Source organism: Subtercola boreus (genome assembly GCF_003399625.1).
GTDB lineage: Bacteria > Actinomycetota > Actinomycetes > Actinomycetales > Microbacteriaceae > Subtercola > Subtercola boreus_C.
In genome coordinates this window covers 14402-39205 of the sequence record NZ_NBXA01000007.1, presented here as the reverse complement: position 1 = coordinate 39205, position 24804 = coordinate 14402, and the positions used below count along the sequence as shown (strand labels likewise).

Here is a 24804-nt window from a genome sequence, read left to right as displayed (position 1 = left end):
ATTCGAGCAGACTCATCCACCCAATTGACAGCTCAGCATGTGGGAGGATGATCAGATGTATCGGCACCGTCAGAGAAGTCTCCGCGCACCCGCAGCCGTCGCGGTCGCCCTGCTTCTGCTTGTCGTTCTGACGTTCGGAAGTGCTGTCGCGGCCTCTGCGGCGAACAGCAGCTCGACCAGTGGCACGGCCGTCGTCGCGTCGCTCGGTGTGCGCACGGACGACACCGCGCTTCCCGCGCCGGTGCCGGTGCCGACCGACCAGCCCGAGCCGCCTGTGTCGACCGAGCCGCCGACGCCGACAGACCCGCCGACGCCGACCGACCCGCCGACCACATCTGTGCCTGACCCTGATCCGGTGCCGACCGTCGACCCGCAGCCGACCGTCGAGCCCGTCATCCCGATCGATCCGGTGCCGTCGGCCGAGCCGGTACCCGTGCCCGTCGAGACGTTCGTGCCCGACCCCGAGGAGTCCGACACCTCTGACGACGACTACGTCGAAGAGGAGGAGGTCACACCGACCCCCACGCCGACGGAGACCGCGACCATCGCTCCGGTTCCCGTCGTGACGCAGACCGCGGAGCCCGCTCCCGTCATCAACCTCCCGTTCTACCCGCCGGCTTCGGCGAGCACGGCACGCGACGCCTTCCCGTTCGCCGTCGCCGGGGTCATTGCCGCTCTGCTCCTGCTGGGCGGGGTCGCCGCCTATCTCTTCACCCGGTGGCGCGTCAGGCGCATCCGCTACCCGAAGAACCGGCCCGGCGAGAGCCTCCTCGGTTCCGCGGGTTTCGGTTCGCACCGTCTGCACAGCCACGGTTCGGCAGGCGTCACCTTCCCCTGGAGCGACCGGGCGCCGCAGCAAAACGCTGACGCGCCGTCACTGGCGCTCGGCTTCGCCCCCACGGCTCCCGCGCAGGCCGCTGCGGGCTCTGCCCTGGCACTGCCCTTCGCCGCCCGTGGGCGTGCATCGGATTCCCCCGCGGCAGACCGCTTCGCGCTCGGCCTGGCCCCGATCGGCACAGAGTCCAGCCACGCCGTCGGCCCGGTGCGAAATTTCCTGCTGTCGCTGGTCGGTCGTGCGAGCGCCCCGGATGCCGTTCCGGACGCGAACCGCTTCGAGGTGTTCGAACACGGGGCACCCGACGAAACGGCGGCTCCGCAGTATGGCCTGAGCCTGCCGCCGCTCGCTCCGACCGCCGGCAAGCAGCTGCGCTTCGACCTCGGCCTGCCCGGCCTCTAGAGTCCCGACCAGCGCCCGGGCGGCAGCACGATGGCGAACGCCCGGCCCACGATGTCGTCGCGACCGACCATCTTCAGGCAGCCCGGCGGCCCTCCCCCGCCGCGACAGGCGAAGATCGAGTCGTTGGAGTTCGAACGGTGGTCGCCGAGCACGAAGTACTGCCCGGCCGGAACGACCACCTCGTCGAAGCAGCGCAGGGACTTCGGTGTTGTGCTGCAGTCGAACGCACCGGCTTCGAACGGGTAGTCCGCGAAGATGTACGGTTCGTTCTGGGGCACCCCGTCGACGAGCACCCGCCCGTCGGGGCTGCAGCACGAGACCGTCTGGCCGGGGCCCGCGATGACCCGCTTGACGAGAGTGTGGGTCAGGTCGGGGCCGACACCCACCACACCGCCGAGCCATCTGACGGCGTAGACAAACGGGTTCGACGGCGCCGCCGGCACATCTCCCCAGAGCTCCGATGCAGTGAAGACGACCACGTCTCCGTCGCTCGGGTCACCGAAGTGGCTGCCGAACCGGTCGACGATCACCCGGTCGCCGATCTCGAGGGTGTTCTGCATCGAGCCCGACGGCACGTAATAGACCTTGACGACGAACGCCTGCACGACCGCGAGCACCACGATCGCGGCGAGCAGGTTGAACCAGACGCTGCCGGTGATGCGTCTCAGGCGCCCGGGCCGGGCTGTGTTCCCGCGGGTCACAGCGCATCCGACCGTTCGAGCAGGCCGGCACCGACGAGCTCGTCGATCGCGTTCGCCACCGCCTCGACCGCGTCACCCGCGGGCGGCTCGCCGTGCGCAGCCCGCACAGCCTCGACCAGCTCGCCGAAGAAGCGACCGGTGCCGGCGGCCTCGGTCACCAGCACCGGCGCGATGCCGGCGAGAACACTCACCGTTCCGCCCTGCAGCACGATGAGCGACGAGCCGTCGGGCAGGGCATCGTCGACGATGGAGCGGTAGCGCGCCCGGGCGTCGTGCGGGCCCACAGGCTGCTCGGCGAGGGCTGCCCGCCCGGAAGCCTGCTCGAAGAGTTCGGCGAAGACGGCCGGCAGGTCGACCGCCTCACTGTAGGTCACGGAATGAAGCCCGCCACAGGCATCCACAACCGAGCCCAAGTGCTGGAGCGCACGGCGACGTTCGGCGAGAAAGCTGATCTGCGGCACGAGCTCTTCGACGGCCTCGGCGAGCGCCACCCGGGCGACGGCAGCAGAGCCGCTCGGCCGACGGTCGAGCATCACGAGCCCGACCAGCCGGAGCGGCGGCTCCCCCGGCTCGATGAGTCCGAGCTCTCCGGGCGCGACCTGGCTCTTCCACGGCTCCGGCTCGGGGAGTTTGACCGAGAGCGGCTTCGGGTAGGCGATCACCGCGAGACCGTCTGCGATCGCCACCGTCTCGTCGGTGACGTAGCCGAAGTGCCGGCCGAGCGCGGTCGATGCGGTCGTCTTGCCCCGCCCCGACGGGCCGATGAAGGCGATGACCCCGCCGGTCTCCCGGCTGCTCACCGCACCGGCGTGCAGCATCAGGAGCTCACCGCGCCGGGCGCCGATGGCCGAGCGCGTGATCAGGCCGGAGAGGTGATGGCTGAGCTCCCGGAAGGAGCCGGCGGCGAGACGCTCGGCGGCCGGCGGCACCGTGCCCGCAGGCTCGCCCGCCTCGTGCCCGGCGTTCCCGGCCGCCCACACCACCGCGTCAATGACGATCGACCCCGCCTGCCGGGTCTCGCACCGCCGGGCGCCGCAGCGCTGCCAGGCAAGCACGAAGTCGTCGATCTCGTGCCCGGCGCAGCCCGTGAAACGGACCGTCAGCACCACCCCGAGAGCGACGAGTTCGACGAGCACGGGGCCAGGCTCAGGCCGCGCCTCTTCACCGGGGGTCATGGGGCCGGCGCGCTGAGACCCCAGCGGGGAAAGAGGGTGTCGTAGGCCTTCGAGAGTCCTCCGTCGAGCGCCGTGTTGTCGTGCCCACCGCCCGCGATCTCGGTGTAGCTGGCGTGGATGCCCGCGGCGACGGCCGCGTCGTAGTTCTTCTTCACGCCGGGCTGGGCCTCCCCATCCGTCTCGCCGACCGTGAAGACGCCCACCGAATCGGGGTAGGTGCTCTCGGCCATGATCGTGGTGGGCCAGACCGCTTCGTAGGCCTGCTGGTCGCCGCCGAAGACGCGGCTGAGGGTCGACCGGTCGTCGACGCCCTGGTGCTCGTCACCCGAGAGGTCGACGAAGTTGCCGAACACGTTCGGGTACTTCGCCCCGAAGTACGAGGCGCACATGCCGCCGTTGGAGAAGCCGAGGATCGTCCAGTCCTTCGGGTCGGCCGACACGGCGAAGTGCGCCTTCACCCACGGCACGACGTCTTTCATGATGTACGTCTCGACGTTGCCCATCGAGGTGTCGAGGCAGAGCGGATCCTTCGAGTCATCGCCGAGCTGGTCGGGGTTCACCACGATCGGCCCGAGGCCGTTGTGCTTGGCCGCCAGCGCGTCGAGAATCACCTTCGGGTCGTCGAGGCCCGGGCTTCCGGGCTGGCCGTTCAACTGGATGATCACCGGCAGCACGGGCGGATCGGCGACCAGCCCCGCCGGCGGTACGTACGCCAGGCCGGTTCGCGCGACGAAACCGGATGCCGCGTTCGGCAGGTCGATGGTGCCGAGGGTGCCCGTCTGGGGCATGCCGGCCGGCGGGCTCCACCGGGTGTAGAGCGGTGTGCCGTCGTCGGGCTGGGGAGTCGGCGTGGCCGTGCGGCCGCCCAGGTCGAGCGGCTTCTCATTGGTCACCCCGAGGAAGGCCGCGACCGTCTTGTTGAGACCGAACGCGGCGTTCACCCCAAGGGTTCCGGTGAGCACGAAGACGAGCACGGCGACGAGGGCGACGACCTTGCGGCGCCAGCGGGAGCGCCAGAGGTTCACGATCGCCAGGGCGACGGCGGTGAAGGTCAGCACGATCCAGATCTCGACGATCGGGCTCAGGCGCGTACCGAAGAGGTCGAGCAGGTTCACCGCGACCAGGATGGTGACGGTGCCCGCCAGCGCGCCGCCCACGGCACCGAGACTCGCCGTCAGCACCCAGCGCGTAGTGGGCGCTCGCACGAGCAGAAAGACGACCAGCCCGATGCTGATGACCGAGAGGGTGATGATCAGCGGCGCGTTGACGATGTTCAGCCCCAGAAGAACAGTGCCCAAGAGTGCTCCACGTCGCAGGGGTTTGACAGATGAGGGATCTCAGGCGTCACTCTATTCCAAAATCCAGCCGTCCCGGATCATGCGTCGGCGCAGTTCCATCTTCGACACCGCAGTCAGGTCGTCGCCGGCGTACTTGCGCCTGGCGTGGGAGATGTGGGTGCGCACCGTCTCGGCAGAGAGCCCGAAGCGCTCCGCCGTCTCGGGCACCGACGCACCGGGGCCCGACAGATACATGCTGACGATCTCGAGCTCGCGGGCGGTGAGTTCGGGCACCGGTGTGGCTTCGTGGGCACCGAGGATGCGGCCGAGCAGCTCCGACTCGTAGGTCTCGCCCCGGAAGGCGGCAGCGATCGCGGCGGCGATCGAGGTCGAACCCTCGTCGGCCACCATGTAGGAGTGCGCTCCGGCGGCCAGCACACGGCGGATCGCCGGCGCGTACTCCGAGCCGCCGAGCACCACGATGCCGGTTCCGCTCCGGGCGAGAGTGCGCACCTTCACGGACGTCGGGCCGCCGTCACCCAGTTCGTTGTCGAGCAGCACCACATCGGCCACGCCCTGCGCCCGGTTGAGGTAGGTGTGCCACGACTTGGTCCAGCCGTCGACCGATGCACCGGGCAGAGCCGACTTGAGTTTCACACTGATGGCCTCCGCCATCATGCGGCTCTCGTGCACCACATGCACCCGGATGCGGCGCGGCGTTCTCTTGGTGCGCTCATGGCTCATCGTGACCCTCCCTCACAGGGAGGCCAATGTACCACCCCGTCAGGGGAGGCCGCGGCTCTGCCCCCCTCCCTGCGTGTTACACTCGCGGCTCCGGAGGAGTGATCGGTGCAGGGGGCAAACATGGATCTGTCGGGCTACGTACGGATTCTGCGGGGTCACTGGATCGCCATCCTGATCTGCATGGCGCTCGGGGCCGGTTCGGCTGCGGGCTGGTCCCTCGTGCAGCAGCGCGTGTACAGCGCAGATGCGAGCGGCATCATCACGACCGGCGTCAGCCAGGATCTCGGCTCGGCCCTCGTGGGCGACAACTACGCCAAATCGCGGGTCAAGTCCTATCTGAACGTGGCCAAGTCGCGCGCGGTCGCGACCTACGCCATCGAGCAGCTCGGCCTCTCGATCAGCCCCGAGGCGCTCGTGAGCAAGATCTCGGTCACCAACCCGACCGACACCGCCGTGCTGCAGATCACCGCGCAGGGCTCGACCCCCGAAGGCGCCCGCTCCCTCGCGGAGACCTGGATCGCCGGCATGGTCTCCCAGGTGAAGATCCTCGAGAACTCGGGCGACGCCGCCTCCATCGCTCCCGGTACGACCCCGGGTGGCGGGTCCATCGTGAACCTGCAGACGCTCGACTCGGCCGTGCTGCCGAGCACGCCGATCTTTCCGAACACGAAGCTCGCCATCATCATCGGAGTGCTCGCCGGCCTGCTGATCGGCATCATCTACGCCTTCGTGCGGCACACCCTCGACCGTCGCATCCGCTCGGTCGCGAGCGTCGAGAAGGAGTTCGGCCTCTCGGTCGTCGGAACGGTGCCCTTCGACCGCAACTTCACCGACAAGAACCGTCTCGTCGAGGAAACCAGCAGCACGAACTACGCCGACCGGCACACCGACGACGACGCCGTCTCGGAGGCGATGCGGGAGCTCCGCACGAACCTCCAGTTCATGGATGTGGACAACCCGCCGCGCATAATCGTGGTCACGAGCTCGCTCGCCGGCGACGGCAAGTCGACCATCACGGCCAACCTCGCCATCACCATCGCCGCCTCGGGGCAGCGGGTGGTCGTGGTCGACGGCGACCTTCGCCGGCCGACGGTCGCGACATCCTTCAACCTGCTGCCGGGCGTCGGCCTGACCGATGTTCTCGTGGGTCGCGCCGAGATCCACGACGTTCTGCAGCCCTGGGGCGACACCGGGCGCCTGCAGGTGATGGGCGCCGGTGCGATCCCGCCGAACCCCAGTGAACTGCTCGGCTCGAAGGCCATGCTCACGCTGCTGAACGAGCTGGCGCGTGACGCCATCGTGCTCGTGGATGCCCCACCACTCATCCCCGTCACCGACGCCGCCATTCTCACCGCCCGCACCGACGGCGCCCTCATCGTCGCCTCCGTCGGCAAGACGACGGTCGACGCGCTCGGCAAGTCGCTGCAGAACATCGAGAAGGTGAAGGGTCGCACGCTCGGCGTCATTCTGAACCGCGTTCCGCGGAAGGGCGGCGAGGGCGGCTACTACGGCTACACCTACAAAGGCGACTACTATTCCTCGACGGGCAACCCCGAGGGAGTCGACGTGCCGCACCAGATTCCGGATCCGGCCGAGCTGCCGAAATCGCACGCCCGCCGTGCCGCCCGCGCCGCCCGCCCGGTCAGGGAGAGCGCCCCGAACACCGCCGAGAGCGTTCCCGACGAGCAGCCGGTGAAGCCGACCGCCCGCTGAGATGGAGCACCACATGCCGAACAGGGGATCGTCCGAACCCGCCCGACCCTTCACCGTTCTGATGGTGTGCACCGGCAACATCTGCCGCTCCCCCCTGGCGGAACAGCTGCTTCGCTCGCGTCTCGGTGAGGCCGGACTGCACGCGTCGACGACCGTGTCGAGCGCGGGCCTCGGCGCCGTGGTCGGTGCCCCGATGGAGGAGCACGCCGCCGCCGTCTCCCTGCACTTCCGTGGCCAGCCGGGCGAATTCCGCGCCCGGCAGCTCCGCTCGGCGATGGTCGCCGACGCCGATCTTGTTCTGACGATGACCCGCGCCCAGCGCGACGAGGTGATCAAGCGGAACCCCCGGGCCCTGCAGCGCACCTTCACCCTGACCGAGTTCTCGAAGCTCCTCTCGGTGAGCGGCGGCGTGGAGCTCGTCGAGACGGCGACCGACGCGGCCCTGGCCGAGGCCGCCCTCCTGACAAAGGTGCCGGGCGCGCTCCCCGCCGACGCCGCGGCCGACCTCGCCGATTCACTCCGGCCGCACGTGCAGCAGCTGGCGCGCATCCGGAGCAGGGCGCAGTTGCTGCCGGAGGACGACGTGACCGACCCGTACCGGCAGAGCCAGCAGGTGCACGATGCTGTGGGCCGGCAGATCAGCCTGGCCACCTCGCACCTCGCCCTGAACATCGTCGGCTGGGTCGCCGAAGCGCGGAACTCCGGGCGCCTGAGCGCGTGAGCGAGATGGCGGCCGACACGATCGTCGAGGCGCTGCGGAGCGCCTCGATCGAGCACCCCGACCGAGTTTTGCTGCTGCCGCTCGAGGTCGACGGTTGCCGGCCGGTCGAGCTGGCCGGCAGCGGGCGGATGATCTGGGAGGCGATCTCGGAGCGCCCGGGTACGATGACCGAGCTCGTAGCCGGTCTCGCCGAGAAGAACGGGCGGGCACCCACGGAGCTGGAGGCGGATGTCGTGGCGTTCGTGGATTCGCTGGTCACCGTCGGGCTGGTGCGCCGTACCGGCCCGGGCGCGGCCGCCGTCGGCGCCTAGACCCACCCCTTCGTAGACTCGAAGAATGCACCCCGACGAGATTCCGCGCACGACGCTCACGCAATCGGATGCCGTCGCTGTCGGTTCTGCGTGGATCACCGATCGCGCCCGGCAGATGGGCGTGCGCGTGCTGCTGCTGAAGGGCCCGGGCGCCGCTCACCTCGAACTCCGCGCCCCGAAGGTCTCGTCAGACATCGATGTGCTGGTCGAGCCCGGCGGAGTCGACGCGCTGCGGGCCGCGGCAGAGAAGTCCGGCTGGGTCTCCCGCTTCACCCCCGAAAGCCCCCATCTCCTCGAGCCGCACTCGGTCACGCTCTACCACCCCGACTGGCCGATCGACCTCGACCTGCACACCTACTGGCCAGGCTTCCTGGCCGACCGGAACGAGGTCTTTGAGCAGCTCTGGAACGGCCGTGTCGAGTGGAGCCTGGCCGGCATCGCCGTCGACCTCCCCGGTCTCGCGCCCTCCGCGCTGATCCTCGCGCTGCACGCGCTCCGGCGGCCACGCAAGGAACGGCGGCCGGGCGACCTGCAGGCTCTGATCGAGGCGACGCGGGCGCTCTTTCCGGGGGCCGATGCAAGCGCGCTGGTCGAGTGCGCCCGGCAGCTCGGAGCGCTCGACACCGCGCGGCCCCTGCTCACCGCCCTCGACCCCGCCGCCCCGCACGACGGCTCACACCCCGAAGCGCTCCGCCGGTGGAGGCTGAACGCTGGCACCGCGGGGTACACGGAAGCCTGGCTGCTGGCGCTCGGCAGCGCACCGTGGCGGGCGAAGGCGGGCATCCTCCTCCGCGCCGTCGTGCCGTCGGAGCGCGAGATGCGCGGGCTCCACCCCGACATCCCGCCCGGCCGGCGCGCCTTGGCGCGTGCCAGGCGTCGGCGACTGGCCCATGGGCTCAGAGAGATCCCCCGAGCGGCGAAGTCGTTCGCCAGGGCCCTCCGCTGAAGCGGGTGTGACATCATGGTCAGACCGAGCCGACCCGGGGTCCGCCCCGCGTCCGAGGCCTGAAAGGGTACCGCCGTGGACATTCACGATTACCTCCGCATCCTTCGGAAGAGCTGGGTGCTGATCCTGGCGCTGATCCTGCTGGGCATCGCCGCCGGCTCCCTGGTGTCGATCCTGACAACGCCCTCGTTCCAGGCCACGACGAAGGTGTTCATCTCCGTTCAGTCGGGCGGCACCGTCAGCGACCTGACGCAGGGCAGCAACTTCACGCAGAATCAGGTGAAGTCGTACACCGATGTGGTGGTCACTCCGGCGGTGCTCCAGCCCGTCATCGACGAGCTGAAACTGAACACGACCGCGGCCGAGCTCGCCAAGCACGTCTCGGCGACGACCTCGCCCGACACCGTCGTGGTCGACATCGGCGTGACCGACCCCTCCCCGGAGGCCGCCGCGGCCATCGCGAACCAGGTGGCGACCAGCTTCGAGGAGACCGTCGGCGCGCTCGTGCCGGGCGGCACCGGCAGCGCCTCACCGGTGAAGATCACGGTGTTGCAGGATGCCCTGGTGCCCCTTGCACCGGTGACGCCCAACACCGCTCTGAACATCGAGCTCGGAGCGCTGGTGGGACTCGTCGTCGCTCTGGTCGCGGCGGTGCTGCGGCAGACCCTCGACACCCGCGTGCGCAACGAGCACGACGTCGAGCAGGTCGCCGAGGCACCCATCCTGGGCGGCATCATCTACGACGCCTCCACAGCCGAACATCCGCTGGTCGTGCACGACGACCCGCGGAGCCCGCGGGCCGAGTCGTTCCGCACGCTGCGCACGAACCTGCAGTTCCTCGTGACGCCGGAATCTCGGCGGAGCTTCGTCATCACCTCCTCGATCCCCGGTGAGGGCAAGAGCACCTCGACCGCGAACCTCGCTATCGTCACGGCCACGGCCGGCAGCCGCGTGGTGCTGATCGATGCCGACCTGCGGAAGCCCCGGGTCGCCCAGTACCTCGGGCTCGAGGGAGGCGCGGGTCTCACCGACGTGCTCGTGGGCCGGGCCGAACTCGACGAGGTGCTGCAGCCGTGGGGCGCCAACGGGCTGTTCGTGCTGCCCGCGGGTCGCGTTCCCCCGAACCCGAGCGAGCTGCTCAGCTCTCCGGCGATGATCCAGCTGATCGAGACCCTCGAAGAACGCTTCGACTTCGTGCTCTTCGACTCCCCGCCGCTGCTGCCGGTGACCGACGCCGCGATCCTCGCCAAGCACACCGCCGGGGCGCTGCTCGTAGTCGGTGCGAGCAAGGTGCACCGCGGTCAGGTGCGCGGCTCCGTCGCCGCGCTGAAGAACGTGGGCTCCGGGGTGGCCGGCGTCATCATCACGATGCTGCCGACCCGCGGGCCCGACTCGTATGGCTATGGCCGGTACGGGTACGGCTACGAGTACGGCTACGACGACAACACGCCGACGCCGAAAGAGGCCCGGCAGGCCCGCAAGAGCAAGCTCCGCGAAGCGACCTGAGCCTGGGCCTGGGCTTGAGCCTGAGCCTAGGTCAGGCTCAGGCTCAAGCGCCGATGCCCAGCGCCGCTGCCGTCGCCTTCATCTCGGCCTCTGCGCGGCGCTTGTCGTCGTTCAGCGTCGAGCCGAGCGAGGGGATCATCTTCTTCAGCGACTTCTTCCACGAGCCGTACTGGTCGGGGAAGCACTTCGAGAGAATGTCGAGCATGATCGGCACGGCGGTCGAGGCGCCGGGTGAAGCGCCGAGAAGCCCGGCGATCGAGCCGTCCTTCGAGGTGATGACCTCGGTGCCGAACTGCAGCACACCGCCCTTCTTCGCGTCCTTCTTCATCACCTGAACGCGCTGGCCCGCCGTGATCAGGTACCAGTCCTTCGGGTCGGCCGTCGGCATGAACTCCCGCAGGGCATCCACCTTGGCAGACGTGCTGGCGAAGACTTCACCGATCAGGTACTTCATCAGCCCGAGGTTGTCGCGGGCGACGGCAAGCATCGGCAGAATGTTGTGGGGGCGGATCGATCGGGGCAGGTCGAGCCAGGAGCCCGACTTCAGGAACTTCGGGCTGAACCCCGCATAGGGGCCGAACAGCAGCGACTCCTGGCCGTCGACCACGCGCTTGTCGAGGTGCGGAACCGACATCGGCGGCGCACCCACCGACGCCTTGCCGTAGACCTTGGCCTGGTGCTCACGCACGACGTCGGGGTTGTCGGTGCGGAGGAACTGGCCGCTGATCGGGAAGCCGCCGAAACCCTTGATCTCGGGGATGCCGGCCTTCTGCAGCAGGCCCAGGGCACCGCCGCCCGCGCCGACGAACACGAACCGGGCCGTGACGACGCTCGGGGTTCCCCCGACGAGGTGGCGCACCGAGATCTTCCAGAGGCCGTCGCGCTGCTTCTTCAGCGAACTGACCCGGTGCTCGGTCAGCAGTTCGGCCCCGTTCTCCTTCAGATAGGCGACGAGCTGTGAGGTGAGGGAGCCGAAGTCGACGTCGGTACCGACCGGAACCCGGGTGGCCGCGACGGCCTCGTTCTTCGCACGGTCACGCATCAGGAGCGGCGCCCAACTGTAGATCTCCGCAGGGTCGTCGCTGAACTCGATGCCCTCGAAGAGCGGCTCGTGCACCAGCGCCTCGTAACGCTTGCGCAGGTACTTCACGTTCGCCTCGCCCTTGACGAACGTCATGTGCGGGGTGGAATTGATGAACGTGTCGGGCGCCGGCAGAACACCCTGCTCGACCAGGAACGACCAGAACTGCCGGCTCACCTGGAACTGCTCGTTGATCGCCACAGCCTTCGAGGTCTCGACCGAACCATCGGCCGCCTCGGGCATGTAGTTGAGCTCGCAGAGCGCCGCGTGCCCGGTTCCCGCGTTGTTCCACGGGTTGGAGCTCTCAAGGGCGACTGACCCGAGCTTCTCGTAGATCGCGATGCTCCAGTCGGGCTGAAGCAGTTTGATGAGGGCGCCGAGGGTTGCGCTCATGATGCCGCCGCCGATGAGAACGACGTCGACGGGCTCTGTTGTATTGCTCACGGCACAAGTTTACGCGCCGCGAAGGGGGTCAGGGGCGCCCGAGGCCCTGATACGTCCAACCCGCTGCGCGCCAGGCGACGGCGTCGAGGCAGTTGCGGCCGTCGACCACGTAGGGGGTGGTTACCGTGCCGAGCAGGGCGACGGGGTCGATCTGGCGGAACTGCTTCCACTCGGTGAGCACGACGATCGCGTCGGCGCCCGAGACGGCCGTCTGCAGGTCGCTCTCATAGGCGAGCTGCGGATGCACGCGCCGGGCGTTCTCGATCGCCTCCGGGTCGGTGGCGATCACGTCGGCGCCGAGACCCTTGAGGGTGACGGCGACGTCGAGAGCGGGCGAGTCGCGGATGTCGTCGGAGTCGGGCTTGAAGGCCAGACCGAGAACGGCGACGCGCTTGCCGAAGATCGCTCCGCCGAACGAGTCGACCACGAGGTCGACGACGCGCTGGCGGCGACGGAGGTTGATCGAGTCGACCTCCTTCAGGAAGGCGACGGACTCGCCGCGACCGAGCTCGTCTGCACGAGCCGCGAACGCGCGGATGTCCTTCGGCAGGCACCCGCCGCCGAACCCGACGCCGGCGTTCAGGAACCGCCGGCCGATGCGGGCGTCGTAGCCGATCGCGTCCGCGAGCTGCGTGACGTCGGCGCCCGTGACCTCGGCGATCTCGGCCATCGCGTTGATGAAGGAGATCTTGGTCGCGAGGAACGCGTTGGCCGAGACCTTGACGAGTTCAGCGGTGGCGTAGTCGGTGACGACGAGGGGCGTCTCGCGGGAGAGCGCGTTGGCGTAGACCGTGTCGAGCAGCTCGCGAGCAGGCGCGGTCTGGTCGCCGGCCGGCAGGCCGTAGACGAGACGGTCGGGGCTGATCGTGTCTTCCACGGCGAAGCCCTCACGCAAAAACTCGGGGTTCCAGGCGAGCATCGCGCCGGAGCCGGCGTCGTCGAGCTTCTGGGCGAGGCGGGCAGCGGTGCCGACCGGCACCGTCGACTTGCCGGCGACGAGGTCGCCCGGGCTGAGGAAGGGGATGATCGCGTCGACGGCGGAGTCGACGTAGGTCAGGTCGGCGGCGTTCTCACCCTTCTTCTGCGGCGTGCCGACGGCGATGAAGTGCACCTGGGCGCCCTTGACGGCCGACATGTCGGTGGTGAAGGAGAGGCGACCCGAGGCGACGCCCGAGGCCAGCAGTTCGGGCAGGCCCGGCTCGAAGAACGGCGCGGTTCCCGCAGCGAGGGCGCGCACCTTGTTTTCGTCGACGTCGATGCCGACGACCTCGTGGCCCAGTTCGGCCATCGCGGCCGCATGCACGGCGCCGAGGTAGCCACAGCCGATGACAGAAAGCTTCATTCGCACATTCCCCTAGTGGTGAGCGTCTTCCGCAGAGCGAACGACGATCTATTCTTAGCAGGTGCACGAGTCCGATGCACATCGAGCCGGCCGCGCCCGATCCGCCCGGGCCCGGGCCACCCGAAGGAGTCTCATGGTCGACGTTGATGCCGTCGTGGTCGGATCCGGCCCGAACGGGTTGGCCGCTGCGGTCACGCTGGCCCGCGCCGGCCTCTCGGTGCGCGTCTTCGAGGGGGCCGACTACGTGGGCGGCGCTGCCGCGACCCGGGAGCTCACCCTGCCGGGGTTCCTCCACGATGTCGGTTCCGCCGTGCATCCGATGGCCCTCGCCTCACCCTTCTTCCAGCAGTTCGGGCTCACCGAACGGGTGCCGATGGTGATTCCCGAGGTCTCGTATGGCCACCCGCTGCCCGGCGGCCGCGCCGGGCTCGCCTACCGCGATCTCGACCGGGCCGTCGAGGCCCTGGGGCCCGACGGACGGGCCTGGCGGCAACTGTTTGCCCCGCTCATCGAGCATGTCGACGCACTGACCTCGTTCACGGGCGCGAACCTGCTGCGCATACCGAGAAGCCCCCTCGATGCGCTCCGCTTCGGCCTCCGTACTCTCGAGCAGGGCACCCCCGCCTGGAATCTGCGGTTCTCGCGCGACGTGGCCCCCGCCATGCTCGCCGGAGTGGCGGCGCACTCGGTGGGCCGGATGCCCGGGCTCGCCACCTCGGGAACCGGCATGACCCTCGCGACCTACGCGCACGCCTACGGCTGGCCCATCCCGGTGGGGGGCAGCCAGAGCATCGTCGACGCTCTCGTCGACGACCTGGTCGCGCACGGCGGAAGCGTCGAGACCGGCCGGCGCATCACGTCGCTGGCCGAACTGCCCGCCAGCCGCGTGACCCTGCTCGACGTCGGCCCGCGCGCCTTCGCCGACATGGCCGAGCTGCCCGCCTCGTACCGCAGCGCCGTCTCGCGGTTCCGCTACGGCAACGGCGTGGCCAAACTCGACCTTGCCCTGAGAGACCCAGTGCCGTGGACGAACCCCGGGCTCCGGCGCACCGGAACCGTGCACCTCGGCGGCACGCGGGCCGACATCGCGCGCTCAGAACTCGAGGTGAGCCGGGGGAAGCACCCCGATCATCCTTATGTGCTGCTTAGCCAGCCGACCCTCTTCGATGCCTCGCGGGCTCCGGAGGGCCAGCACACCGTCTGGGCCTACACCCACGTGCCGAAGGGTTCCGACCGGGACATGTCCGAGGCGATCATCGACACCATCGAGGCATCGGCCCCCGGCTTCCGCGACACCATCCTCGCGCGCACCACCAGCACCGCCGCCGGCATGGAGCGCGCGAACCCGAACCTCGTGGGCGGCGACATCTCGGGCGGCGCGGTGACCCTCACTCAGCTGGTCAAGCGCCCGGTGGTCTCGCCGCATCCGTGGGACACCCCGATCGACGGGGTGTACCTCTGCTCGTCGTCGACCTCTCCCGGCCCCTCGGTGAGCGGACTGCCGGGGTGGTACGCCGCCCGCCGGGCGCTCAGCGAGCGGTTCGGCATCCGGGCCTGACCGGGGCCGCTCCCCCGGGAGGTCAGCCCTTCGAGCCGGTGCCGAAGCCCTCGGTGATCCAGAAGTCCTTCGTGCTTCGGCCCCGCACCGACGACAGCAGGGAGCCCGGCGAGGAATTGAGGGCGCCGAGCATGAGCTGTTTGATCTTCGCCGGCCGGCTGGTCGCCGCGTGGAACCGGATCCGGCTGGCCGAGAGCCGGATCGACCGGCGGTCGGCGAGCGTCAACACCGCGCGGTGTTTCGCGAGGTAGGCCTCGAGCCCGCGGGCGCGGAACTCGGTGCGCCCGGTCAGCTGGCCCGAGGAGTGCTTGCGCTGCAGCACATCGGCTCGCGCGTTGACGGCGTACGAGAAACCCGCCAGCAGGAAGCGGAAGAAGAAGTCGCCGTCGTTCTTGACGAGCAGCTTCTCGTCGAAGCCGCCGATCGCCTCGAACGGGGCCCGGCGCACGATGAAGTTGCTCCCCGTGACGCCCGGGTTCTCGGATGCCGCGCGCCGGGCTTCGAGGCCGGGCGCGATCTCGAGGCCGGCGGCCACCTGGTCGCCGCGGAACATCTGGATCCACGTCGCGACCCCGTCGACACCCGGTCGGAGCTCGCCGAGCGCCGTCGCCAGATAGTCGGGCTTCCACTTGTCGTCGTCGTCGAGAAAGGCGAACACCTCCCCGGTGGCCTTCGCGGCGCCGGCATTGCGGGAGCCGGAGGCGCCACCCACAGAGGCGTTCCGCAGGTACGACACGGGCACCGAGCCCTGCTCCGCCATACTCCGGCAGAGCTGCTCGGTGGCATCGTCGTCGACATCCGACACGACGATGATCTCCTCCGGCGGCTGGGACTGCCGGATGACCGACTCGAGCGCCTCGCTAAGAAAGTCGGGGCGGGCGTGCGTGGGGATGATGCAACTGACGGTCACGGTCATGAGCGGATCACCTTTCTGCGTCTGGCGGGATGCTCAGCACGATGGGTCGAGCGCGACCTTCACGAAGGCGCCCGTCTGGTAGAGGTATTCGCGGATCCACTCGACCGGATGATAGCGCTTCGGAGCCGCCACCATCTGGAGCGTCCCTGTGTAGCAGCGTTCCATCAGAACCCGGGCGCGGGTGATGTGGGAGTCGAAGGTGACGACGATGACGTGCGTCCAGTTGTTCGCCTCGGCCAGGGACTGCAGCGTCTCGGCCTCACCCTGGGTGGTGTTCGGGTCGGCGATGAAGCATTTGACCTTGTAACCGAGGTCGTCGTCGCACGCCGCCACCCGGTTGGCCTCGGTGCGCTCCGGTTTGATGGAGAGCACGAGGGTCTTCGCGTAGCCGTCGGCCATCAGCTTCTCGGCGAACTCGAGGCGCGGCTGCGACGGCGGGCCGAGAACGAAGACGGCATCCGCCTTCTTCGTTGGCTCGTCGGTGTGGGGGAACACGTAGAGCGGCAGCCCGACGATGACGAAGACCAGCACCAGTGCGACGACGACCGCCTCCGCCGCGAGCACCCTCCGCGCCAGCCGATGGGCGGTGCCGCCCCGGGGCTGGCTGCGGAGGGACTGCCAGGCAGTGCTCAGTCGTTGATCCATGACCTGATGGCCGAGAGGGCTTCCTCCTGCTCGACGATCTTCGTTTTCAGCAGGTCGGCCATGCCGGCGCGGAGCGTGTCGCCCTTCTCGAGCGCGGTGCGCATGGCCTCGGCGATCGACGCGGCACGCGGCTCGGCGTACACCGCGCGGTCTTCGAAGTACTCCTTCAGAACGACCATCGGGCTGGTGACGAGCGGGGTGTTCACTTCGAGAGCCTCATAGCCCGAGCGCTGCATGGTGTCTTCGGCAGTGGTGATAGCTCCGACGACGGATGCCCGTGCCCGGAGGATCTCGTAGTCGCTGCGGGCGGCGAAACCGGTGAAGGTCACGTTGCCCGAGGCGGCGTCACGGGCCGTCTGCGGCGCCTTGCCGGTGAGTACCCAGCGGATCTCGGGAGTCAGGCGCGCCGCCTCGAGGATCTCGTCGACCGGTTCGTCGTACGCCCAGGCGAGCGGCACCAGAACGAACTGCCCTTCGCTCGCAGCGGCAAGGGCCGGGTCTTCGAATGTCTCATCCGCGGGGGCGACGAACGTTCGGAGGTACCCGTGGCAGACCAGAACGGTCGCACCCTTGGCCTCGGCACGACGAGCGAGGGGCTTGTTCGTCAGCACCACCCGGTTGTTCCCTGAGCGCGCGATCCGGAGGATCCACGGGGTCGCCCACTTCCAGCGCGGGTCGTCGAACGCGCCCGTGTGCATGTCGGCCGCGAGCTTGGCGCCGGAGGTGAGGGTGTAGATCCAGGCGCGCAACAAGGAGAAGAACGGGGGCTGCATGACGAGCACCGTCGACGGCCGCTTCGCGCGGAGCATGGCACCCGTCTGCTTCCACTGGCGCCAGTAGCGCACCGGGAGGGAGACGCCCTTGCCGCCGTGGATGTAGACCGGCTCGATGCCGAGCCCTTCGGCCATGCCGGCGCTCCGGCCGTTCCACGACACCCAGCTGAGGTAGACCGCGGGGCCGAACTGCTTGGCGCCGGTCACCAGGCGGCTCCCGTGTAGGCGAGGGCACCGGCCGGCTGCACGTCACGGCCGCGGAGCGCGGTCTCGACGCGCAGGGCGAGCATGCCCGAGAGGTCGATGACGGGCACAGCCTCGTGTTCGAGCACCTCGGCGCAGACATCGGCGTTGTTGGTACCGAGCAGAATCACGTCGGCGCCCTCGAGGCAGTCAGCCACCGACTCCGTGAGCATCTGGTCAAGGTTCGGCAGGGTGGCCTGCACGAACGAGGCGTTCGCACCAACCAGGCGGTGCACATCCACGATGGGGTCGTAGGCCTTCACGCTGATTCCTTCCGCCTGCAGGGCGGCGGCGACCTTGACGTACGGGCTCTCCCGCAGATCGTCGGTCGAGGGCTTGAACGACAACCCGATCTGGGCGACCGACTTGGCACCGTACGACCGCACGGTGTCGACGATGCGGGCGATGTGATACTCGTTCGACTCGTTCAGGCTCTGGATGAGGGGAACCGACTCGTCGAGCGAACGGGCGTGGTGCTGCAGCGCCTTGACGTCCTTCGGCAGGCACGAGCCGCCGAAGGCGAAGCCGGGGCGCAGGTACTTGGCGCTCACGTTCAGGTCGCGATCCTGCACGAACAGGCTCATCACCTCGCGCCCGTCGACCCCGGTCGCCTGGCACAGGCGCGCGATCTCGTTGGCGAAGGTGACCTTCACGGCGTGGAAGGCGTTCGAGGCGTACTTGAGGCCCTCGGCCACGCCGGTCTTGACGACCTGCACGGGAACGCCGAGAGCGCCCATCAGCTCGGAGGGAGCATCCGCCGAGCGCGGGTTCTCCGCACCGATGACGGTGATCGGCGGGTTCTGGAAGTCGCTGATCGCCGACGACTCGCGCAGGAACTCGGGCGTGAAGGTGACGAAGAAGTCCTGGCCCTCGGTGAGGCCCGAGGCCTCCTGGATGAGGGGGATGAACACGTCGCGCGTCGTGCCGGGCAGAACAGTGCTGCGAAGCACAATGCTGAGGGGCTCCGTGCGCGCGGCCAGCCGCTCGCCGAGCTGCGTGGCGACGGCCCGCACGAAGCGCAGATCGAGCTCACCCGTCTCGGCGGAGGGGGTGCCGACACAGACGATCGCGACATCCACGCCGTCGACGGCCTCGATCGCGGTCGTCGCACTCAGCCGGCCGGCAGCGTGATTGGCGGCGACGAGTTCGTCGAGCCCCGGCTCCACGATCGGGGTGCGGCCGGCGTTGACCGCAGCGACCTTCACATCGACCGGGTCGATTCCGATGACCTGGTTGCCGAGGTCGGCTAGGCACGCGGCCGTCACGCAACCGACATATCCGAGCCCAATCACAGCAACCTTCACGATGTTCCCCTCACAGTTGACACGCAGGCAGGGATGAACACCCCGCCGCCGAACATTTTACAGGCTGGAGGTCGAGCCCAATGGCACTGCACTGAGCCCGCTCGCCTGCACGAGGTCGGCCGTCGTGAGCTCCGGGGCCTCTGCCACGACGCAGAGCCCGCGCTCGCCGAGATCACGGGCGACCTGCTCCTGGTGGTCGTCCACGTGCTCGTTGCGGCTCTTGCGGCGCGGAATCACCACGACATGGCTGCCGAGGGCCAGCAGGTTCATGATCGATCCGACTCCGGAGTGGGTGACGACGACATCGCTCTCGACGGAGTAGCGCTCGAAGTCGGCCGCGGAGATCTCGGTGAAGGAGGTACCGGGCAGGTCGCGACGTGTCGTGCAGCCGAGCTGCCAGACGATCTCGGCGTCCGCCGGCGCTGTGCGCAGCACCGCATCCACCATCGAGTCGAAACGGTAGGGCTCGATCGTGCCGAGAGTGACGAAGATGCGCCGGATCGGCGCCGGCGGGCCGTTCGAGCCGCTCGGCTCGAACGCATCCATCACCGAGAACTCGTACGGCCACTTGCGTGACGCCCACTCGGAGTGCTGGGTGCGGAGCTGGATGCCCGGCAGGCGCGACACGATGCGGCCGGTGAGCGACGGGCCGTCGAACCGGCTCACGCTCTCGACGTAGACGGCCGGCACACGCTGGCGCCGGGCGAAGGGCAGAGCGCTGAGAGCGATGGCGGCCCCCGTGCTCATGATGCCCTCGTACTCGCCGGAGGCCAGCAGCCGGCGGAAGGTCGACCGGGCCTTCAGCATGTTGCGGAAGTCGCGCGGTGAGATGTAGTCCACGAACTCGTGGCGACGCTCTGCGAGCAGCGACCGGCTCTGCGGCTTGTCGAAAGTCACCCAGATCGAATCGGGATGCGGCTCGATGAGTCGGCTGATCTGGTCGAGTTGGGCGAGATGACCACCGGTGGAGGCGGCCAGGATGAGCCGCTTCCCGCGAAACGCCTCCGTCAGGCTGGTCCCGGCGGCAGGAGCGTTTGCGTTCATACGAATCTGTTTCCCTTGGTAGTCACGAGTTTCGGGTCGAGGAACTGCTCGTCCGGCTCGGTCTCCTTCTTGCGCCTGCCCACGACGCCCGCCAGCACCTTGCGCACCGACTGGTCGCCGACGAGGGCGAAGCCACCCAGAATCCAGAGCGGGCCGGCCGCATCCAGACCACCGGCCGTCTCGGAGACGAGGCTCACCAGCACAGCGGAGGTCAGCGCCACACCCGGCATCGTCGTGCCCGCACCGATGCCGCGGAGCAGCAGCCAGACGAGCAACAGGATGCCCACCCAGCCGAAGGCGGTGAGGAAGATCGCGGCGAGACTCTCACCCGCACCGGAGTCGTCGCCCGCGAGACCGAGCTGGTTTACACTGTTGCCGACCAGGCCGAAACCGCCGCCGATCGGATGCGACAGGGCATAGGTCAGACCGTAGGTGAAGCCCTCTGCATGGCGACCGCTCTGGCCCTGCGTCACGAACTCGCCGTAGGCGACGACGCCCATCACGGCGCCGACGAGGATGAAGGCCAGTCGGCCGGAGTACTTGGTGATGAACGGCTGGGCGATGGCCAGGCCCAGTACGACGATGCCGCCGCGACCCAGGGAGGCGACGGTCATCACGGCGAAGAGCAGGCCGAGGATCACGAAGCCGGGCCCACGCCGGTTGTCGGAGAAGCGCAACCAGATGAAACCGGTCGCCGCGAGGATTCCGAACGACGGCGGGTTCAGGATGAGCCCGCCGACCCGCGAGAGCACGGTGCCGTCGGAGAGGAAGTACCGGTAGGCCGCAGGAAGACCGTTCTCACGGATGTTCGTGCTCGAGAACGTGTTCAGCCCACTGGCGGTCGACGGGTCGATCAGACGGATGCCCGCAAGTTCCAGCACGCCGTAGAGAGCACCGATGGCGATGAAGGTGAGAACGACCGGAGACGCCTTCTTGATCTTCTCGCGGTCGAAGACCACACCGAAGAGCAGCAGCAGGGCGGGAACAGCGACCTGGCGCAGCTGGTAGAGACCCACCGAGAAATCGGTCGAGCGCACCAACGCGAACAGCAGGAACCCGACGAAGATCAGCAGCACCGCCGCGATCTTGCCGTTGATTCGGGCCGAGAGCCTGATCAGAACGTAGAGCGCCATGCCGATCAGAACGGAGTCGTCGAGCCACAGGGCGATCGGACTCCCCGTGACGGCACCGACGGCACGCTGGCAGGCGGAGGCTCCGACGAGGAGACCGATGATCAGCACCGGCTTGTCGGAGAGGGCGGCCAGAACGGAACCGAGACCCATCAGCACGACCAGAACGGTCACCAGCCCGTCGGGGCCCGCAGAGATCGTGAAGATCGTGACGACCGGCACGGCGATGACCGCCGCTGCGGCGAGGCCGACGTCGCGAATGGGCATCTTCTCGCGCACACTCGATCTGGGCATGGTCCCCCCTTCCGGTCACAAGTGTAAGCGAACCTACTTCAGTGGAGCGAAAAGAAACGGAACGCCCTGGTTCGGAACCACCGAGTTGCCCTTCTTACCCGGCGCAAGCTGTACGACTGTCGTCGTCGCCGATCCGGCCCGCACACCGGCGACACTGTTGTTGTTGCCGAGCACGCGCACCCCGATGGAGCCGCCGTTGCGGATCTCCAGCCCGTCGATGCTCGAGCCGCTGGCGAGCTCCACCGCGGTGCCCGGGGTGTCGGAGATGAGGCAGTCGGTGATCTCCGCAGGGCCACGGGCGCGGATGCCGGTTCCCTGCGTGACGTCGGAGATGTTCACGCCGGTGATGCGTGCGGGCACGACCACGTCGGCCGAGACGGTGATGCCCGACACCGTGACACCCGACACGCTGCCACCGACGACCGAGACGTTGTCTGCCCGCACCTGCACCGCACCGTTTCCGCCGATCACGTTGGGGATCATCGTGATGCCCCAGCCCAGGCGGTGCGTGTCGACCGCCTTGTTCGAGCAGTCCCGGGCCGTGGGGGCGAACGTGCAGTCCTCCGGCTCGCCGGCGTTGCCGACCCCCTGGATCAGGCCGCCCGCATTCGTGGTGACCGCGTGGCGCACGCGGGTCATGAAGCCGTTCACCACGACATCACGGCTCGACCCGGAGATGTTGACGGCATAGCCGAAGTAGTTCTCACCGTCGTCGAGTAGGTCCCGAACTGTGCAGTCGATGTGGCCGCCGTGACAGTGGGCGACGGTGACCCCGATTCCGCCGTTGGAGTGCACCTCGATACCCGAGACGACGGGGTTCTCGACGGCGAACAGGGTGACCAGCGACTTCTTCGCGTTCTTCGGGTCGACGTTGAACACCTCCCCCGCACCATCGATTTCGAGCGACGGGGAGAGCGTGACGGCCGAGGTTCTCGGGCCCTTGTTGATGGTGCGGGGCAGGGGCCTGTCGATGTTGATCGTGCGACCGTCGATCGACGTCACCCGCCGCAGGTAGCCGTACTTGTCCTTGGAGTTCTTGACCGTGTTGGCCCCGGAGAGCAAAAGCCACTCATCGGCGGTGTAGAGGCCGGGATCGGTGGCGGTGAAGGAGGAGGCGCCCTCCTTCATAGCACCCTTCGTCTTCTCTCGCAGCTTGATCGCACCGGAGCGGGCGATGCCGGAGTGGTCTCCCCGCACTTTCAGTGCGCTGCCCGCGGCGAGGGTGAGGTGCCGAAGGGTGTCGGGCACGATGATCGGCGAGTCGATGAAGTACTGCCCATCGATGGTGGCCGCTCTGCCCGCCGACTTCAGAAAGTCGATCAGTTCCCCGGCTGCGTCGTCATCGGTGCCGGAGAGCTTCGCGAGGGTCGGTTCGGCGTCGGACTGCACCGACGGCTCACGGAAGAGGGCGCCCCCCGTGACCGCATTCACCGTCAGGCCGGTCACCGCGCCCACAGCGGCCGTTGCGAGGGCTGTCCCTGAGACGATCAGGAAGCTGCGCCTCGTCGTTCGCCTGTCGCCGGTCGTGCCGGGCTGGTCATCCACTCGTTCCCCCATCACCACCATTCAACCGGAAACAGTGTTGCACGCGGGGGTCGGGAGCCTGTGAATCAGGCGTACATCGAGCGTCTCAGGCGGAGACCTTCTTCCCCGTGGGCGCGAAGGTGGCCGTGGCGTACCCGGTTCGTTTGGCGGTGACGGTAGCGGTGATCGTCTTGCCGACGTCGGAGGTCTTGACGAGGTACGTCGTGCCCGTGTCACCCGAGGGCACGCCGTTCTTCGACCAGGCGCACGACGTGGACTGCGCCGCCGGGCTCCACACCCCGCGGGTCACGGTGAGGGTCTGGCCCGGCTTCGCCGTTCCGGAGAGAACGGGCTTCGTCGTGGGGGTGAGCGCCGCGCCGAGCGCCACCGGTACCGTGCCCGCCGTCATCGCCCGTCCGTCCTGGTACCCCGCACGCCGCACCACGACCTCGACCGTCAGCACGGCCCCGGCGTCCGCGCTCACGACATCGTAGGTGTGGTACGTGCGCTCCGTCGCGTTGGAGAGGGCGACACCGTTCCGGCGCCAGGTGAACGCCGGGGTCATCGGGCCGACCGTCCACGAGCCGTCGGTCACGCTGAGCTGCTCGCCGACCTGCACGGTGCCGGAGATCGTGGGCGGCGCGGTGTTCACCGACGCCGGGAGCGGGGTGGGGGCGGTGGTGGCCCGGGTGAAGATGTTGTTGTTCGCCCCGGCCGAGGAGATGAACGGCGTGGTGACGTTCGCGCCGAGCGCGATGTTCGTGACCGTGTTGTTGCTGCCGCGAAAGCTCACCCCGATGGCGCCGCCGGCGACGATCGAGGCCGAGGTGACGGTGGAGTCGGACTGCAGCACGATGTGCGTTCCGTAGCAGTCCTGAATGACGATGTCGGTGGCCACGATCGCCGAGTCGGCCAGGATCGCCGTACCCGACGGTTTGAGATTGCGGATGATCGTGCCCGACACCCGGGGTGCGATGGCCACGAGCGGGTTGACGGAGATGCCCGGCCCCGAGCATCCGGTGATCTCGCCGCCGATGATCGTGGTGTTGTCGGCGCGCACCTGCACACCGCCGTGGCCGCCCGTGATGTGCGGAACGATCGTGGTGTTCCAGCCGAGGCAGTGGGTGTCGACCGACTTGTCGCTGCAGCTGATGGCAACCGGTTCGAACCAGCAGTCCTCGGGTTCCCCTGCGGAGCCCATCACGTCGATGCCCGGGCCCGAATTGGTCGTCACGGCATGGCGCACCCGGGTCATCGTGCCCCGCACCACCACGGCGCGGGTCGAACCGGTCACGTTCACGCCGTAGCCGAAGTAGGTTTCGCCATCGTCGAGGAGGTCATGGATCGTGCAGTCGATCAGGCCACCCTTGCAGTGAGCGACAAGCACGCCGGTGGCGCCGTTGTCGTGGATGTCGATGCCGCTCACCCGGGGGTTGTCGACGGCGAAGAAGGAGACGAGAGGCGTGCGGCCGAGAGACGGGGTGAGGTGGAAGATCTCCCCGCTCCCCCAGAGCTTCAGACTCGGCGCAAGGGTGACCAACGCGGTTCGCGGTTTGATCCGGATGGCGCGCGGCAGGGCCTTGTCGATGTTCACTGTGGAACCGGAGACGGAGGTGATGCGGCGAAGGTAGCCGTAGCGGTCGCGCGCGGCCGGGATCGCGTCGTCGCCCGCCAGCAGCAGATACTCACCGGCGACATACTTCGTCGGCTTGTCGACGGTGATCGACGAGCGCTTGGTCTCCATCGCTGTGCTGAGTTGGTCCCGGTACACAATGGTGCCCGAGCGGCTCAACGCTCCGTGGTCGCCGCGCACCTTCAGCTTCGTGCCGGCGGTCAATTGCAGCGAGGTCACGGCCCTCGGCACCTCGACCACCGAGTCGAGCACATAGTCCCCGCTCAGGGTGACGCTGCCCGAGACGCCCGACAGGTACGAACGGATGGCGGGAGCCGCGTCATTCGTCGTTCCCGAGAGCCGGGCCAGATCCGCGTTCTCGGGCGCACTCTGCCGCACCATCACGGCCCCGGCCGGGCCGGCCGTCGCAGCGATCTGCCAGGTCGCCAGAAGAGACGACCCCGAAGCAACCAGAAATCCGCGTCGCGACAACAGCACAACAACCACCACTCACATCGACACCCCCCGAACAGGGGATATTCTCATGATGGGGGCGCGCGGAA

The 24804-nt window shown here is 68.7% G+C and carries 21 protein-coding genes; 7 read left to right on the top strand and 14 right to left on the bottom strand.

The window, feature by feature from the left end; translation table 11 throughout:
• Positions 1-55 precede the first annotated feature (55 nt).
• The gene (locus B7R21_RS03810) at positions 56-1237 is read left to right on the top strand and encodes a hypothetical protein (RefSeq protein ID WP_116281930.1); all 1182 of its coding nucleotides are present in this window, start codon (positions 56-58) and stop codon (positions 1235-1237) included.
• Here the strand turns inward: B7R21_RS03810 and lepB are convergent.
• From lepB to B7R21_RS03790, 4 genes are read right to left on the bottom strand one after another with little or no spacing between them, the layout of a single operon-like run.
• On the bottom strand, positions 1234-1938 hold the full coding sequence (gene lepB, locus B7R21_RS03805) for a signal peptidase I (protein WP_116281929.1): 705 nt from the start codon (positions 1936-1938) through the stop codon (positions 1234-1236). The genes B7R21_RS03810 and lepB overlap by 4 nt on opposite strands.
• Complete coding sequence (locus B7R21_RS03800) at positions 1935-3074, bottom strand: hypothetical protein (RefSeq protein ID WP_116281928.1); 1140 nt, start codon at positions 3072-3074, stop codon at positions 1935-1937. The genes lepB and B7R21_RS03800 overlap by 4 nt, the downstream gene beginning before the upstream one ends.
• Positions 3075-3109: 35 nt before the next feature.
• Complete coding sequence (locus B7R21_RS03795; protein WP_116281927.1) at positions 3110-4411, bottom strand: alpha/beta hydrolase; 1302 nt, start codon at positions 4409-4411, stop codon at positions 3110-3112.
• Positions 4412-4462: 51 nt separating this feature from the next.
• Entirely contained in the window at positions 4463-5134 is a 672-nt protein-coding gene (locus B7R21_RS03790) for a response regulator transcription factor (protein ID WP_116281926.1), read from the bottom strand.
• A gap of 120 nt (positions 5135-5254) precedes the next feature.
• On the opposite strand from B7R21_RS03790, the gene B7R21_RS03785 reads away from it, so the two are divergent.
• From B7R21_RS03785 to B7R21_RS03765, 5 genes are all read left to right on the top strand, one after another.
• A complete protein-coding gene (locus B7R21_RS03785; protein WP_116281925.1) occupies positions 5255-6847 on the top strand; it encodes a polysaccharide biosynthesis tyrosine autokinase in 1593 nt (530 codons plus the stop codon).
• 13 nt (positions 6848-6860) lie between these two features.
• Entirely contained in the window at positions 6861-7568 is a 708-nt protein-coding gene (locus tag B7R21_RS03780) for a hypothetical protein (RefSeq protein WP_172592044.1), read from the top strand.
• Between the two features lie 5 nt (positions 7569-7573).
• Positions 7574-7879 (top strand): PqqD family protein, encoded by a 306-nt coding sequence (locus tag B7R21_RS03775; RefSeq protein WP_253259651.1) that lies wholly within the window; start codon positions 7574-7576, stop codon positions 7877-7879.
• A gap of 25 nt (positions 7880-7904) precedes the next feature.
• Complete coding sequence (locus B7R21_RS03770; RefSeq protein WP_116281922.1) at positions 7905-8825, top strand: nucleotidyltransferase family protein; 921 nt, start codon at positions 7905-7907, stop codon at positions 8823-8825.
• Positions 8826-8900: 75 nt separating this feature from the next.
• The gene (locus B7R21_RS03765) at positions 8901-10331 is read left to right on the top strand and encodes a polysaccharide biosynthesis tyrosine autokinase (RefSeq protein WP_116281921.1); all 1431 of its coding nucleotides are present in this window, start codon (positions 8901-8903) and stop codon (positions 10329-10331) included.
• Between the two features lie 43 nt (positions 10332-10374).
• On the opposite strand, the gene B7R21_RS03760 is transcribed toward B7R21_RS03765, so the two are convergent.
• Together B7R21_RS03760 and B7R21_RS03755 are read right to left on the bottom strand one after the other, a co-directional pair.
• Positions 10375-11856 carry a malate:quinone oxidoreductase gene (locus B7R21_RS03760; protein ID WP_116281920.1) on the bottom strand — a complete coding sequence of 494 codons (1482 nt, stop codon included), beginning with the start codon at positions 11854-11856 and terminating at the stop codon, positions 10375-10377.
• A gap of 28 nt (positions 11857-11884) precedes the next feature.
• The gene (locus B7R21_RS03755; protein WP_116281919.1) at positions 11885-13198 is read right to left on the bottom strand and encodes a UDP-glucose dehydrogenase family protein; all 1314 of its coding nucleotides are present in this window, start codon (positions 13196-13198) and stop codon (positions 11885-11887) included.
• Positions 13199-13331: 133 nt separating this feature from the next.
• Here B7R21_RS03755 and B7R21_RS03750 point away from each other — a divergent pair, with 133 nt between their 5' ends.
• Complete coding sequence (locus B7R21_RS03750; protein ID WP_116281918.1) at positions 13332-14756, top strand: phytoene desaturase family protein; 1425 nt, start codon at positions 13332-13334, stop codon at positions 14754-14756.
• A 22-nt stretch (positions 14757-14778) separates the two neighbouring features.
• On the opposite strand, the gene B7R21_RS03745 is transcribed toward B7R21_RS03750, so the two are convergent.
• The 8 genes from B7R21_RS03745 to B7R21_RS03710 all read right to left on the bottom strand — a co-directional run bounded on the left by B7R21_RS03745 (position 14779) and on the right by B7R21_RS03710 (position 24739).
• Positions 14779-15672, bottom strand: coding sequence for a glycosyltransferase family 2 protein (locus B7R21_RS03745; protein ID WP_116281917.1), 894 nt, complete (start codon positions 15670-15672; stop codon positions 14779-14781).
• 33 nt (positions 15673-15705) lie between these two features.
• Positions 15706-16317 (bottom strand): YdcF family protein, encoded by a 612-nt coding sequence (locus tag B7R21_RS03740; protein ID WP_116281916.1) that lies wholly within the window; start codon positions 16315-16317, stop codon positions 15706-15708.
• A complete protein-coding gene (locus tag B7R21_RS03735) occupies positions 16302-17297 on the bottom strand; it encodes a glycosyltransferase (protein ID WP_116281915.1) in 996 nt (331 codons plus the stop codon). Before B7R21_RS03735 ends, B7R21_RS03740 begins: the two co-directional genes overlap by 16 nt.
• Positions 17294-18637 carry a nucleotide sugar dehydrogenase gene (locus B7R21_RS03730; protein WP_172592043.1) on the bottom strand — a complete coding sequence of 448 codons (1344 nt, stop codon included), beginning with the start codon at positions 18635-18637 and terminating at the stop codon, positions 17294-17296. The genes B7R21_RS03735 and B7R21_RS03730 overlap by 4 nt, the downstream gene beginning before the upstream one ends.
• Before the next feature lie 57 nt (positions 18638-18694).
• Positions 18695-19681, bottom strand: coding sequence for a glycosyltransferase (locus B7R21_RS03725; protein WP_116281913.1), 987 nt, complete (start codon positions 19679-19681; stop codon positions 18695-18697).
• Positions 19678-21105, bottom strand: coding sequence for a hypothetical protein (locus B7R21_RS03720; RefSeq protein WP_116281912.1), 1428 nt, complete (start codon positions 21103-21105; stop codon positions 19678-19680). The genes B7R21_RS03725 and B7R21_RS03720 overlap by 4 nt, the downstream gene beginning before the upstream one ends.
• Before the next feature lie 33 nt (positions 21106-21138).
• Positions 21139-22650 (bottom strand): hypothetical protein, encoded by a 1512-nt coding sequence (locus tag B7R21_RS03715; RefSeq protein ID WP_147305796.1) that lies wholly within the window; start codon positions 22648-22650, stop codon positions 21139-21141.
• An 85-nt stretch (positions 22651-22735) separates the two neighbouring features.
• Positions 22736-24739 carry a right-handed parallel beta-helix repeat-containing protein gene (locus tag B7R21_RS03710; protein ID WP_172592042.1) on the bottom strand — a complete coding sequence of 668 codons (2004 nt, stop codon included), beginning with the start codon at positions 24737-24739 and terminating at the stop codon, positions 22736-22738.
• Positions 24740-24804 lie beyond the last annotated feature (65 nt).

Coding starts and splice junctions, on each gene's coding strand:
- B7R21_RS03810 (WP_116281930.1), top strand. CDS start 56: ATGTATCGGCACCGTCAGAGAAGTCTCCGCGCACCCGCAGCCGTCGCG.
- B7R21_RS03790 (WP_116281926.1), bottom strand. CDS start 5,134: ATGAGCCATGAGCGCACCAAGAGAACGCCGCGCCGCATCCGGGTGCAT.
- B7R21_RS03785 (WP_116281925.1), top strand. CDS start 5,255: ATGGATCTGTCGGGCTACGTACGGATTCTGCGGGGTCACTGGATCGCC.
- B7R21_RS03780 (WP_172592044.1), top strand. CDS start 6,861: ATGCCGAACAGGGGATCGTCCGAACCCGCCCGACCCTTCACCGTTCTG.
- B7R21_RS03775 (WP_253259651.1), top strand. CDS start 7,574: ATGGCGGCCGACACGATCGTCGAGGCGCTGCGGAGCGCCTCGATCGAG.
- B7R21_RS03770 (WP_116281922.1), top strand. CDS start 7,905: ATGCACCCCGACGAGATTCCGCGCACGACGCTCACGCAATCGGATGCC.
- B7R21_RS03755 (WP_116281919.1), bottom strand. CDS start 13,198: ATGAAGCTTTCTGTCATCGGCTGTGGCTACCTCGGCGCCGTGCATGCG.
- B7R21_RS03750 (WP_116281918.1), top strand. CDS start 13,332: ATGGTCGACGTTGATGCCGTCGTGGTCGGATCCGGCCCGAACGGGTTG.
- B7R21_RS03745 (WP_116281917.1), bottom strand. CDS start 15,672: ATGACCGTGACCGTCAGTTGCATCATCCCCACGCACGCCCGCCCCGAC.
- B7R21_RS03740 (WP_116281916.1), bottom strand. CDS start 16,317: ATGGATCAACGACTGAGCACTGCCTGGCAGTCCCTCCGCAGCCAGCCC.
- B7R21_RS03725 (WP_116281913.1), bottom strand. CDS start 19,681: ATGAACGCAAACGCTCCTGCCGCCGGGACCAGCCTGACGGAGGCGTTT.
- B7R21_RS03720 (WP_116281912.1), bottom strand. CDS start 21,105: ATGCCCAGATCGAGTGTGCGCGAGAAGATGCCCATTCGCGACGTCGGC.